We start from the raw sequence: 13,343 nt of genomic DNA, 5'->3' as shown, positions 1-13,343 counted from the left end.
TTGTTCACAGATTGTTTTTTTATGTTTTAAAATGCTGTTGCATTTGCTGGGCAATTCGCTGTAAGCCATTAGTGCGAGACGGACTAAGCTGTTGACTTAACCCTATGGTGTCAAATACGCCGTCAATGGTTATCTTTGGTAAGCCATTGGTATTTTTTGCATGAAAGTAAGCGAGTAATATTGCAATGAGCCCTTTAACGATTCGAGTGTCCGAATCGGAGATAAAGTAATGCTTTCCATTGATTTGTTGATGGTAAAGCCAAGCGGCACTTTCACAGCCGTCAACCTGTGCGGCTTCGACTCTGTACTCTTGAGTCAGTGTTGGAATTTGCTTCCCCAATAACATCAAGTGGCGGTATTTTTCTTGCCAACTTCTCGTATTAGAAAATAGTGCTATCAACTCATCGAAATCAGGGGCTTGGTATTGAAATTGGCTGTTGTCGGGAAGCATCATTCGGCAAATAGCTCCTGTACGGCTTTTAGAGCAGTAATAAATTGATCAATATCGGCTTTGGTTGAGTATATCCCAAGGGAGACACGGCAGCATCCTTTTAAGTTTAAATGCTGCATTAAAGGCATTGCACAATGATGACCACATCGAATAGCGATATTTTGTTGATCCAGCAAAATACCGATATCTTGATGGTGCTCGCCGAGCAAGTTAAATGCGACTACGGCAATGTTGGAACCATGAACACCATAGAGTTCGATGCCATTTAGTTGCTTAAGTTGAGCTTGCAAGTATTGTAATAACGTTTGTTCTTCAGCTTGGTGCTCTGGTGTTAAGTAGTTTTGTATAAATTCTATCGCTTTTCCAAGCCCTATCACTTCAGCGATGGGAGGTGTTCCAGCTTCTAGGCGATTTGGTAAGGCGCCAAATGTCGTTTCCTTAAAACTGACGGTTTTTATCATTTCACCACCCGTCATTAAAGGTTGTAGGGCTTCCAGTTGGCTGGTTTTTCCATATAAGATTCCTACACCCGTTGGACCATACATTTTGTGGCCCGAGAATACATAAAAATCACAATCAAGCTTGCTTACGTTTATTGGTACATGTGCCACAGCTTGAGCGCCGTCGATTAAAGTGATGGCATTAACTTGTTTGGCTAACTCAACAATGGTTTCGACAGGGTTTTTCGTCCCTAAGGCATTGGTGATATGAGGTACGGCAACGACTTTTGGGTTTAGTGTTAAGAGCTGGCGGTAAGATTCGAGATCAAAGCGAGAATCGGTGGTTAAGCCTATGGCTTTTACTTCTGCACCAGTGCGTTTGGCCAATTGCTGCCAAGGTACGATATTCGCATGATGAGAGGCGGTGTCTACTAAGATTATATCGCCTTGTTCTATTTGAGGTTCGATGCCCCATGCCACCATATTAATGGCTTCAGTGGTTCCATGAGTAAAGATAATTTGTTGGCTCTGTTGAGCATGAATAAAGTTTTTAACTTGTTCTCTAACCTGCTCATAATTCAGTGTTGCTTGTGCTGAAAGTTGATAAGCACCACGGTGGACATTGGCGTTTTCATTAAGGTAATAATCCTGCATTCGCTCGATAACCGATAACGGTTTTTGGCTGGTGGCTGCGGTATCTAGGTAACACAAAGGCTGTACTTTGTCTTTTGGTTCCAGAGTCGGGAATAAAGGGCGAATAGCTTCCGCTAGCGGAGTGGCGCAAGATTGAGTCATAACATTCATTAGTGAACAAGCAAACCGAGATTTTTAAAGATTTTTTACTAGATTGCAAGAATTGAGAAAATACAAGGTTGGTTTGCAAGTAAAAAAAGGGCGTGATCGCCCTACGAGTGAGTGGTTATTGATTTCTGGCTCTTACATCGTCAGCAAGCTTTCTAAGTAAAGCCTCTGTGTCTTCCCAGCCTAGGCAAGCGTCTGTAATACTTTGGCCATAAGTTAACGGCTGCTCTAATGCTAAGTCTTGTCGCCCTTCTACAAGGTGACTTTCGATCATTACGCCAAAGATACCCTTGTTACCATTTCGAATTTGCTGACCAACGTCATTCGCGACCTCAATTTGGCGTTTAAACTGTTTACTACTGTTGGCGTGACTAAAATCGATCATCACCTTTTCACGTACACCAGCACTGGCTAATGCTGATAGCACTTGATCAACGTCTTGTTTACTGTAATTGGGTTGTTTTCCACCACGTAAAATAACGTGGCAATATTCATTACCTTCCGTTTCTACGATGGCTGAATGTCCGTATTTGGTGACAGAAAGGAAGTGATGGGATTGGCTAGCAGAACCAATGGCATCAGTAGCGATTTTGATGTTGCCATCGGTACCATTTTTAAACCCGACTGGACATGAAAGCCCCGAAGATAACTCTCGATGGACTTGTGACTCTGTAGTGCGTGCACCAATGGCTCCCCAACTGATGAGATCGGCTAAGTACTGAGGGGTGATCATATCTAAAAATTCAACGGCGGTTGGTATGCCCATGTTAGTTAGGTCTAACAATAACTTGCGTCCCATTCTAAGTCCGTCGTTTAAGCGAAAGCTTTCGTCGAGGTATGGGTCATTGATCAGCCCTTTCCAACCAACTGTGGTTCTGGGCTTTTCAAAGTAAACACGCATGACAATTTCGAGGTTGTCTGCAAGCTCATTCCTTATCGCTTTGAGTTTTTCAGCGTATTCAATAGCCGCTTTAGGATCATGAATAGAGCAAGGGCCAACAATAACGAGTAATCGTTGATCTTTGCCGTCTAATATATTTTCAATGGCTTTTCTCGATTGGTATACCGTTTCACTGGCCTGCTGTGTTGTTCGGTGTCGCTCCAATACTGCTACTGGCGGCAGTAACTCCTTAACTTGTTTGATCCGAATGTCATCGGTTTTGAACATTTTCCTTCTCCACTTGATAATATTTGATTGAATTAAAACCAGATGCCATGACCGGACAAATTGGATGAAACTAATAAATTATCGAGTTACGAGATATTGTCAATAAATAACTTGCTAAAAATAATGAATTTATATTCGGATTTTAAAACAAAAAAACCAGAGTCAAGACTCTGGTTTTTTTAATGAAGATTAAGAGCTTAATTTATTCGCTTAAATCAGCGCAGAAACGATAACCTTCGCCATGAATTGTCGCGATGATTTCTGGAGTATCTGGAGTACTTTCGAAATGTTTACGGATTCGACGAATTGTGACATCAACAGTACGGTCGTGTGGCTTAAGTTCACGACCAGTCATTTTAAGAAGCAAGTCTGCACGAGTTAAAATTTTGCCCGGATTCTCAACAAAATGAAGCATGGCTCTAAACTCACTGCGTGGAAGCTTGTAAGAATCACCTTGAGGACTGACTAATGAGCGGCTGTTAATTTCAAGGGTCCAGCCGTTGAAACGATATGCATCAACACTGCTCTTTTCTTCAGTTTCAGTACCAACATTGCTCACACGAGTTAATAGATTACGTGCTCGAATGGTCAGTTCGCGTGGATTGAATGGTTTAGTGATGTAGTCATCAGCACCAATTTCTAACCCTAAGATTTTATCGACTTCGTTGTCGCGGCCAGTAAGGAAAATCAAGCCAATATTGTTGATCTCACGTAGCTCACGAGCCAACAAAAGACCATTTTTACCCGGTAGGTTGATGTCCATAACAACAAGGTTGACCTTATTGTCTTGCATTGCCTTATGCATTTCGGCGCCGTCATTGGCTTCGCTTACTTCATACCCCTCAGCCTCAAAGATACTTCTCAAGGTGTTACGGGTAACAGCTTCATCTTCAACGATTAGAATGTGCGGATTTTGCATATTTATTACCTAAGTTTTATCAAATCTGTGCCAATATCAATCAGCATTGAAGTATTGATTTTCACACTTCAATGCCCACTGCTAGAGGTAGCTTCACCAAACATATTCAACGGGTTAGTTGAACGACAAGTCCCTAAAAGCGTCTTTATTGGGCAATATGTAAACGCCATATTAAAGACTCGCAAAGCATGTTTTTGATTCATCACAATAATGGATCAAAACGCGAACTGTACTGACTTCGATTAAAACAGTAGGTCTAAGTTCCATGGCCGGAGTGTTTCTTTGAAGTTTCGATGTTAAAACAAATTAGATCAGTTATGTACAGGCGTTGTTAACCTGCTTAATCCTTTTGTCAAAATGTATCGAACTGTTTCCTACATGACGATATAAGACAACGCTAACGCTAAACATTGTACTCGCAATAGGCATTTGTTAACAAATAAAATGTTAATAAATCAGACAGGGGGGATATTTATGGTGCAAAAGTAGGCTTTTGTCATTGTTTTTTAACGATTTGTTTCTATGATTGTGTGTGCGTTTTTATGCTTTTATGAACGATAATTAATCTATTTTATTTTTGCCGCATTTGCTAAACTGTCGAAGATTTAGATTTTGTAAGCAAATTAACAGAATTTAAATTTTAATAGGACGTGTTGTTCTTTCGTGATTATTTTTGCAGCGATAAATTGGTTATCTTATGCAAGGCGGAGTTTGTGAAGTGTGGTTGCTCCACATAAACAAACGATAACGCAGCAGAAGGGACCAATTTACACTGTCTTCGATGCTTTTGAGCACTTCCTGTTCTGTGTTGTGACCAGCTTACTTAGATGGCTAAGCTTCACTGCTCACGCCTTGAACAGAAAAGTGCTCAAATAGCACAAAATTTAATCCTGAAAGATCAACACGCCCTAAACGGAATGGGCTAAATGGACTGTTAAGTTTAGGGACTCAAGAGTTTAAAAAATGAACCAGTCAATTGAAGAGTTGTTGAAAAACTACAGTTGTACTCAGTTTTTATTGACCCAACGCATTGCGAAACATTTATCGTTTGCCATTATAACGGCCTGCAACCCAAGAGGTGAGGTTCTCGCTCAAAGCCAAAACCGCCACTTGGATAAGTTGTTATTCAATGAAATAGAACAGTTACATTGTCCTTACCGTGCTATCATTGGAGCGGCTAATGATATGTCCCATTTTGAAAAAAGTTGGGCCGTTTTTACAGATAAATCACAAGCCGTTATTCTTGGTGAACGGTACGTGCAAAATGCAATTTTTTATGTGGAACAAGGGGAGCTTAGTTTGATTCCTATTTTACTGAAAGCCAATGAAGTCAGCCTTGGTAGCTTTCAGAAAAGAATCAATTTAATCAGCGACTTCCCTCCAGATGTAAGCAATGGAGAAAAGGAATAATGCCCTTAGTGGTTGCAAAGTTTGGTGGAACTTCGGTTGCCAATTTTTCAGCAATGCAAAATTGCGCCAAAATAGTTGTGAATAATCCTGATATTCGAGTGGTAGTAGTAAGTGCGGCCAGCGGTGTCACAAACCGTTTAGTAGAACTGACTCAACCAAGAGTAACAGATGAAGACAGAAGCCGCATTCGTAATGAAATTACTCAAATCCATCATGAGATCCTCTCTCATATTGATGTCCCTGCTTTAGTAATTGAAACCCTTGAGAATAATCATCAGCGTATTGAGTTTCTAAGCGAAGCATTAGTGCTCGATCGTAGCAAAATCATTATTGATGAATTACTTTCTCTAGGCGAACAGTGTTCTTCACTGCTATTTACCGAAGTGATGCAGCTTCATACCCAGCAAGCCACACTTTTTGATGTTCGCAATGTAATGGTTACTGATAGCCAGTTTGGTAAGGCTAATCCTGATATTGAAGCTATCGCTGAAAAAGTCACAACACTTATGGCGCCAAAAATTAATGAATGTGTGTTTGTGACTCAAGGTTTTATTGGTCGTGATCTTGATGGACGAACCACGACACTAGGTCGTGGTGGCAGTGATTTTTCTGCGGCACTGCTGGCTGAAGCATTAGACTCTCATAGCCTTGAAATTTGGACTGATGTGGCAGGGATATACACCACAGACCCTCGTCTTGTAGAAACGGCTCGCCCCATTTCTGAAATCAGTTTCGATGAAGCCGCTGAAATGGCGACCTTTGGAGCTAAAGTACTTCATCCTGCGACCATTTTGCCGGCTGTACGACAAGACATTCAGGTTTTCGTCGGTTCGAGTAAAGATCCAGAAGCTGGTGGCACTTGGATCCGTAAAAATGCAGAATCTCGTCCTTTGTATCGTGCAGTGGCTATGCGTCGTGAGCAAACTTTACTTAATTTATTTAGTTTAAACATGCTTCACGCTCAAGGTTTCTTAGCAGAGATTTTTGCGATTCTAGCCAAGCATAAAATCAGTGTTGATTTGATCACAACGTCTGAAGTAAATGTGTCGTTAACCTTAGATAAGCTTGGCTCTGACTCTGATGAGAAGGAGTTGTTATCCTCGACATTAATGGAAGACCTTGCTAAAAACTGTACTGTTGAAGTTGAAAAAGATCTAGCCTTAATCGCGGTAATTGGTAATGGTATCCCTAAGCATGCTGGCGTGATGCGAAGTGTGTTTGAAGCATTGAGCGATTTTAATGTCAGAATGACCAGTCAAGGTGCGAGTGAACATAACTTGTGTATTTTGGTTGATAGAAAAGATGCTGATCAAGTGGTTCAAGTGTTGCATCAACAGTTGTTTGATAATGTTGCCTAACCTCTGAGTTTTGAACAAATAAAAATGCCCTGAAAGTTCAGGGCATTTTTGTATCTAAGTTAAACTTTAGAACTTGTAAGTACCTTTAACGTACCAATAACCGCCGTTAAAGCCAAATGGTGACGTTTCATAAAACTTACCACCCCAGTTGTTATTTGGAATATTATCGTAATCGAAGTCTATACGTTCAGCATCTTGATCTAATAGGTTTTGTGCACCAACAGCTAGAGCGAAAGATTCATTAAAGTTGTAATTCACCTCAACATCAATGGTTACTGCTGCAGAGCCAGTTTTAACCGTTTTGTCAAAGTCGACGTGAACACCTTGGTACTCGCCAAAGTAGTTAGCACGAGTAAACATGCTTACGTCTTCCCAGCTTTGTGACCAAGTAAATGTTGCTCTGTGGTTTGGTAAATCTTTTTCAAGACGAGCAACTTTAAATTTACCAGTAATATCAGAGTACTTATCTACTTTGGTTTCGTTCCAGTTATAAGCAAACGCAAAGGTAGAATCACCATTAAACAGCTGTGCTGAATAGTTAGCAACTAAATCAATACCTTGAGTTGTGGTGTCAAAGTCATTGGTAAAGAAGCTTACTTTGGTTAGACCATCAACATTTGGTACACCAGCCGCCTTAAGCTTTGCTTTTTGTGCTGGCTTAAGCTCAATTTTGTTTGATTGTCCGATACGATCTTCAACCTTAATGTTGTAGTAATCGACAGTGACAAACAAATCACCATAGGTAAATACACCACCAAAGGTGTAGCTGAAGGATTCTTCAGGAGACAGGGCCTTACCACCAAGTTCTTGAGAAATTGGGTTGGTTGGTGGCAACAGTGCTGAGTCCACTAATACGCCACCAGACAGTTCAGTTTGAACGTTAGTGAAGTTTTGCTGACCTACTGTTGGCGCACGGAAACCGGTATTAACTGAGCCACGAACCGCAAATTCATCCGTTAAATGATAACTACCAGCTACTTTGTAGTTTAAAGTTGACCCGAATGAATCAAAGTCTTCATAACGTAATGCTGCATCAACCAGTAAGTTCTCAGACATTGGTAAGCTTGTTTGAACATAAACCGCTTTGTTGTTTGAGCTATAATCGCCTGCAGCCGAAGGTTTATAACCAGGGAAGCCGTTTGACCCAATACTAAAGCCTTGGTCAAATAACGGGCCTACTTTGAAAGAAGCTTCGTCACCCGCGATAACCTGATAGTTCTCTTTATGCCACTCTGCACCAAATGCAAATGCGACTTCATCTGTTAGTCCCCAATCTAAGAACTTAACAAAATCAGCATTGAACGTGATTTCAGAGTTAATGGCTTGACCAGGGTTAAAGTCACGTGGTGTGTCAGGGCCTAATGAAGCATTAACGGTATTATATAGGAAATACTTAGAATCGTTACGGCCATATGAACCGCTGAAATCATAAGTAATGCCCTTTAACCAATCAATTTGAAACTCACCTTTGGTTCCTGCTGTGATTGAGGTATCAATGATTTCACCACCAAAGTTTGGCGTAAAACCGCCTGGCAGAATCATATTAAACGCAAAACAGTTGGCTGCTTCTAGCGAGCCTAAAGCGGCCTGATCTGGGATACCGTTTACAATGGGGACTAATGGACAGTCTAATTGTTTGGCTTTACCGTCTAATGAACCAACTAAGATAGTGGCTGGTGCTTCGTCCCAACGCTTTTGTAATGCTGCATTGTCATCACTAGGGCGATACATTTTTTGTCCGTCAATTTCACGAACAATACCACCATAAACGCCCGGGCGATTGTTTGGATTACGGTAGTAAAAACCACCTTTTGCTTCACGGGTTGAGTAATTACCAAATAAGTAAGCACTTGAATGCTCATCTAACTCCAGACCTAAATTGGCAAATACAGTCAGATCATCTTTAATTTTTGGCGAACCCCAAACCTGTGCTGGGTTGTCTACCTTTATCCCTTTACTTGCAAAACCGGCTGCATCAGGACGTTGAACACTTCGACTCGTTGCATCCGCATTTTTATATTGAAAACTGACATTAGCAAAGCCGTTTTCAGAAAGCGGCATGCCTATGTTACCTGAAATTTGAGTGCTGGTTCCGTCGCCTTCATAGTATTCGCCGTGTTTGACTTCTAGGCTACCGCCGTCATTACTGTCTTTAAGTTGGAAGTTAACAACACCTGCAATGGCATCAGAACCATACTGTGCAGCGGCTCCATCACGCAGAACTTCAACTTGTTTCAAAGCGATACTAGGGATAACTGAAACATCAGGGCCTTGGGCACCATCGTTGATACCGCCACCTAATAAAGTGATTACCGATGAACGGTGACGACGCTTACCGTTAAGCAAAATAAGTGTACTATCAGCCGATAAACCACGAAGGTTCATTGGACGAACTAGAGTTGCAGCATCGCTGATCGGGTTAGTATGCACGTTGAGTGATGGAACTGTGCCTTTTAGGATTTCGAGCATATCTGTATTGCCCGCTTTTTCTAGTTCATCGCCACCGATAATATCAACCGGAACCGGTGAGTCACCAACTGAACGAGGGGCTGAACGAGTACCGACAACGGCAATTTTTTCAATGCTTTCTGCATCGACAGTTTCAGCTTCATCAGCTAAAGCTACATTAGTGTAGGTTAGCCCTGATAGTGCAAAGCCGATGGCTATACCCAGTGAACTAAGATTAAAGGTTTGGTTTTGTTTTCTCATCATTCCAGCCTTGTACTTTGTTGTATAAAAGTTGGTCCAAGACACAACTGTGTTTATTGTTATAAGTATCTGTCTGCAATAGGGGCTTCTACAGGTGCATCAATCTCTACATTTTGAGTGGAGTGCTGCTGATGAAATCCTGAAAACTAGAAACGAATCCTTCCGCTTACGGCATCCATTAAACATAATTATCCAATTATTGTAAATAAATTGTTAATCACTGTTGGGTGGTTGTTTAAATTTTGACTAGCGTAACCATCTGAAAGCTTTGATTAAGCTACTCTTAAGTAAAATCTTAGGAAAAATAGGCAATTGGAGTAAGTATGCGTAGCTACTCATGGTGTGTTGTCGGATCTGGACCTGCAGGGATTGCAACCGTAGGAAATTTAATTGATTCAGGAGTCCTTGCTGATGAAATTGCATGGGTAGATCCACAGTTTTCAGTGGGGGATATCGGTGATAAGTGGTTTCGAGTTCAAGGTAACTCAAAAGTAAAAGGCTTTATGGCGTTCTTTAATGAATGTGCAAGTTTTCGATTCCATCAAGCCCCAATGTTTAAAATTCATAGTATTGACCCAGAGCGCAGTTGCCGTTTATGCCACCTATTACCGCCGTTGGAATGGATAACTGAGCAGCTATTATCTCAAGTTACTTCAATTAAAATGAAAGTTAACAAGATAACTCGCACTCATGGCAAATGGTGTTTAACTGGAAATGAGCAAAATATTCAAGCGAGTAAAGTGGTGCTAGCGACGGGATCTGAACCTAACACATTGCCATTAGCTATTCCTACGATCCCCTTAACTGAAGCGCTGAATGATAAAATTATTCGAAGTAAAAACTTGGAAGACGAAACCGTTGCAGTGTTTGGTTCTTCCCATTCCGCTATGGTTGCCCTTGAAAACTTGATGAATACGCAGGTTAAAAAGGTGATTAACTTTTATCGCAGTCCAACCAAATATGCTGTGTACATGGATGATTATGTTTTGTTTGATAATACGGGATTAAAAGAACACGCTGCGTTATGGGCGAAAACCAATATTGACGGCACTTTGCCAGATCGCTTAGAAAGAGTTCATTGTGAAGATGGTAATTGGAACGAAAAAATAGATCTGTGTACTAAAGCCGTATTCTGTATTGGCTTTGAAGCGCGAACAAATATACAAATTTCTGATATCCAGCAGCCGCTTCGCTACAACCCTTATAATGGGATAATTGCTCACGGCTTGTTTGGTGTCGGTGTTGGTTTTCCTAATTTAGTGACGGATCCTTTTGGGTATCAAGAGTGGAATGTGGGAATAGGTAAATTCATGGATTACATAAAGCAAGTGCTGCCTATTTGGTTGAAATACTGATTTGGTTGCTGAGTTGCTCTAACCACTGATAGCGTTTCTTATATAGGCTACGTTTGCTAGTTGAAAGAGTTTCTAAGCATTTTCTAGTTAGAGTGGATGGCAATTGAAATAAGTATTTATTCAGTTCAGTGCCTTTATATTCTTGCCAAAGCTGATCATAGTTAAAATGACAGCTGTGCTTTTTTGAGCCTGTATATCGAATGGCCTGATAGATGTGCCCTCTATTAGATACCGCTGTTATCAGCTCGATCCCCCAATGTCTTGCCAGCATGATTAACACTTCTAAAATAAGCGCCTTAGGCCTTAAACCAAAACAAGTACGAGTTAGCTCAACAATGACCTTTGAGCGATCTAACACACTGTTATTCGCTCCTTGCACATTTCCGATGTGAAGCCTTGGTTTTTCGTTTCCAAAAACAGTAAATGATAACGAATAAATGCTTTGATTGAGATGATTGGTGAGTATCAGACCCATGCTGCCTTCGCGAGCTTCCCCTTGATAGAGCTTAATGGTATAGCTTTGTCCGTTCCTATCTTTAAAAGCAAATAACACTAATCCTTGATGTGAATACACTTGATGCAGTTTGTTGCCTAATTGACCTTGTACAAAATCAAAGTGCTCTAGTAAATAAGCCAAACGTTGTTGTAAAGACCAAGTCACCAACCCATAGGGTTTTAGAGGTTTTTCGATGAACAAGGGATGAGATTCAATTAACCAAAGCAGATTTAACTGTTCAAGGTGGCTTAAATAAGTGTTGAGAGTAGTTCGATAAATGAGACCCCAAGCCAATAATCGTATGCGTTTGAGAGGCTTTCTTTGATAATAGTCTACATTCGATAATCGATTTATTTTGTTAGAGACTTTACTTCCCAAAAATAGTACAGCCATAAACCACCGAGATGATAAAGCAATTTTTCGATACAGATCCTATCAATGGTAACTAGCTGACTACTAATGAATTATTTTTCATTTTGCTAAAACAAGCTTACCTATAACATCTATACGATAAGCTTGCCGTTTTAAGAGCGATTTAAAATTCAAATGGCTATTTTTTAATATCGAATCCAACTAGCCCTAAGAAATTGTGAGCACCAGTGTTTTTCTGGCTTTTTTCCGTTTGCTCAAAAGTGTATTGATTCGCGTACTTCAACCCTGTATCAGTAATATCAAATCGATTCATAGTGAATGATTGAAAGGCGCCGATAACATAAAGGTATTTATTGTCTGGTGTGACATACATATCTTTAGTATCCCCTGCAGGGGCTACGTTGGGTGCCGTATTAGAGCGAACGGCATAATCTTGTTTTTGATTTACAGTTCCGTCATCTTTCAAAGTAAATGGTGTAATTGAATTTGCACCAAAGCTTGAAACGTAGAGCTTATTGTCAGGGCTGATCAATGTCCAGCAAGCTTCGTCCTGTCCTTCAGGGCCTGTTTTGAAGTTTTGTTTTTTTGTAACAGTATTTACGGTGCTGCCATTATCTTCAAGGACTGTTAAGCCATAGTCAGGTAACGCTGAAGACAAATTAAAGTTACTGGCGTGAATAAAGGTATTACTGTTTGGAGCCCAGTTGATGCCAATGGTGCCAGCGACTCCTGTTTGTTGGTAGTACCTAGGATTAGTTCTTTGTGCTTCTGGGATCACACCTGTCGTAGTATTAAAGTCATATACATACACGCGGCTTGGTCTTTGCTCTCCTGCGGGAGCTTGTGGTGTACTGGTAAATAAACGGGCTACTCCCCAAGTCGCTACGGCGAGTTTGCTGCCATCATGTGAAAACACAACATCAGTGGGACCACCGTTTTGTATGCGATAAGTCGCTAATGGTGCCCCCCCATCGGAAGTTAAGCTTCCATCGCTTGAGTCAAAACTAAATAGTTTGATATTCCTCATGCCATCACTTGGGTCATCGACATCTAAATTTTTGTTTCCATTGTCATCTCTAAAGAATGAATCACTTGGATAACGCTCTATTGGTTCATTTTTGGTGTTTCCCTGACCTTTTTGGATATTAGGATTGTTCCACTGGTTGCCCACTACCACCCAGTACTCATTATCACTGTTTGCTTTTTTTGTATAAGTAATGCTCACCGGGCGTACACCACCTGAATCAACATTCTCCATTTGACTCAAGTCACCAGTGGTTCTATTTAGCTTAAACACTGTAATGTCATTACTGCCCGAATTTACAGTAAGTAAATAGTTTCCTATGATTTGAATGGCGCCTTGAGAGTCATAGTCTCCTCTAGCATCGCCACCAGCAGTTGGATTCGCGCCACCAAGCCCTGTAGTTGCTGTTGCGACCTCGTTGCCCACAGTGCCATCGGCATATCTAGATAGCCGTAATACCATATTGTTACCGACACCATTTGTGGTGGTATACATAAAGCCCATTAACTCTGGTTTTTTATCATGGTGACTTGAACCACCACAAGCGGCTAAGAAAGCCAACGGAAGAGCAACCGTTAATGCTTTTACTCCATTAAAAACACATTTTTTTGAAAGTCTCATAGTGCTTTTACCTTTGAAAATATAAAACAAGGAAGGAATATAAATTTGATGTTTCACGCTAATATCCAAACCGATTCTTTCACCTTTAGGTTTGAAGTATTGTGAGCGAGATCATGTAACGCAGAAGGTATATTGTGATGTTTGTTGGTTTATGGGATTGCCATCCCCCAAATTTTTGGAGGAGGCAAAGTGATTTGCTGATTCTTTAGATTAAGGGCT

10 protein-coding genes are annotated in these 13,343 nt (G+C 40.8%); 3 read left to right on the top strand and 7 right to left on the bottom strand.

What is annotated here, in order from left to right; translation table 11 throughout:
• Positions 1–19 precede the first annotated feature (19 nt).
• The 4 genes from AC1EU0_RS01460 to arcA form a co-directional block, all read right to left on the bottom strand.
• Entirely contained in the window at positions 20–454 is a 435-nt protein-coding gene (locus AC1EU0_RS01460; RefSeq protein WP_480300104.1) for a SufE family protein, read from the bottom strand.
• Positions 451–1,686, bottom strand: a complete 1,236-nt coding sequence (locus AC1EU0_RS01455; RefSeq protein WP_480300103.1) for an aminotransferase class V-fold PLP-dependent enzyme — start codon at positions 1,684–1,686, stop codon at positions 451–453. The genes AC1EU0_RS01460 and AC1EU0_RS01455 overlap by 4 nt, the downstream gene beginning before the upstream one ends.
• Before the next feature lie 124 nt (positions 1,687–1,810).
• Positions 1,811–2,860 (bottom strand): 3-deoxy-7-phosphoheptulonate synthase AroG, encoded by a 1,050-nt coding sequence (gene aroG, locus AC1EU0_RS01450; protein ID WP_480300102.1) that lies wholly within the window; start codon positions 2,858–2,860, stop codon positions 1,811–1,813.
• A gap of 202 nt (positions 2,861–3,062) precedes the next feature.
• Positions 3,063–3,779, bottom strand: coding sequence for a two-component system response regulator ArcA (gene arcA, locus AC1EU0_RS01445; RefSeq protein WP_480300101.1), 717 nt, complete (start codon positions 3,777–3,779; stop codon positions 3,063–3,065).
• A 963-nt stretch (positions 3,780–4,742) separates the two neighbouring features.
• On the opposite strand from arcA, the gene AC1EU0_RS01440 reads away from it, so the two are divergent.
• On the top strand, positions 4,743–5,189 hold the full coding sequence (locus AC1EU0_RS01440; RefSeq protein WP_480300100.1) for a DUF3293 domain-containing protein: 447 nt from the start codon (positions 4,743–4,745) through the stop codon (positions 5,187–5,189).
• Positions 5,189–6,547, top strand: a complete 1,359-nt coding sequence (lysC, locus tag AC1EU0_RS01435; RefSeq protein ID WP_480300099.1) for a lysine-sensitive aspartokinase 3 — start codon at positions 5,189–5,191, stop codon at positions 6,545–6,547. Before AC1EU0_RS01440 ends, lysC begins: the two co-directional genes overlap by 1 nt.
• A gap of 66 nt (positions 6,548–6,613) precedes the next feature.
• Here lysC and AC1EU0_RS01430 read toward each other — a convergent pair whose 3' ends face one another.
• Positions 6,614–9,256, bottom strand: a complete 2,643-nt coding sequence (locus tag AC1EU0_RS01430) for a TonB-dependent receptor plug domain-containing protein (protein ID WP_480300501.1) — start codon at positions 9,254–9,256, stop codon at positions 6,614–6,616.
• A 323-nt stretch (positions 9,257–9,579) separates the two neighbouring features.
• Here AC1EU0_RS01430 and AC1EU0_RS01425 point away from each other — a divergent pair, with 323 nt between their 5' ends.
• Positions 9,580–10,611 carry an FAD-dependent oxidoreductase gene (locus AC1EU0_RS01425; RefSeq protein WP_480300098.1) on the top strand — a complete coding sequence of 344 codons (1,032 nt, stop codon included), beginning with the start codon at positions 9,580–9,582 and terminating at the stop codon, positions 10,609–10,611.
• Here the strand turns inward: AC1EU0_RS01425 and AC1EU0_RS01420 are convergent.
• Together AC1EU0_RS01420 and AC1EU0_RS01415 are read right to left on the bottom strand one after the other, a co-directional pair.
• On the bottom strand, positions 10,592–11,500 hold the full coding sequence (locus tag AC1EU0_RS01420; protein ID WP_480300097.1) for a VirK/YbjX family protein: 909 nt from the start codon (positions 11,498–11,500) through the stop codon (positions 10,592–10,594). The two genes, AC1EU0_RS01425 and AC1EU0_RS01420, sit on opposite strands and share 20 nt — an antisense overlap.
• Before the next feature lie 157 nt (positions 11,501–11,657).
• Positions 11,658–13,124, bottom strand: coding sequence for a lactonase family protein (locus AC1EU0_RS01415; protein ID WP_480300096.1), 1,467 nt, complete (start codon positions 13,122–13,124; stop codon positions 11,658–11,660).
• Between the last annotated feature and the right edge of the window lie 219 nt (positions 13,125–13,343).

This window comes from Parashewanella sp. 2210YD4-3 (assembly GCF_056591735.1).
The sequence above is the reverse complement of the archived record's forward strand: the minus strand, read 5'-3'. Positions and strand labels throughout refer to the sequence as shown.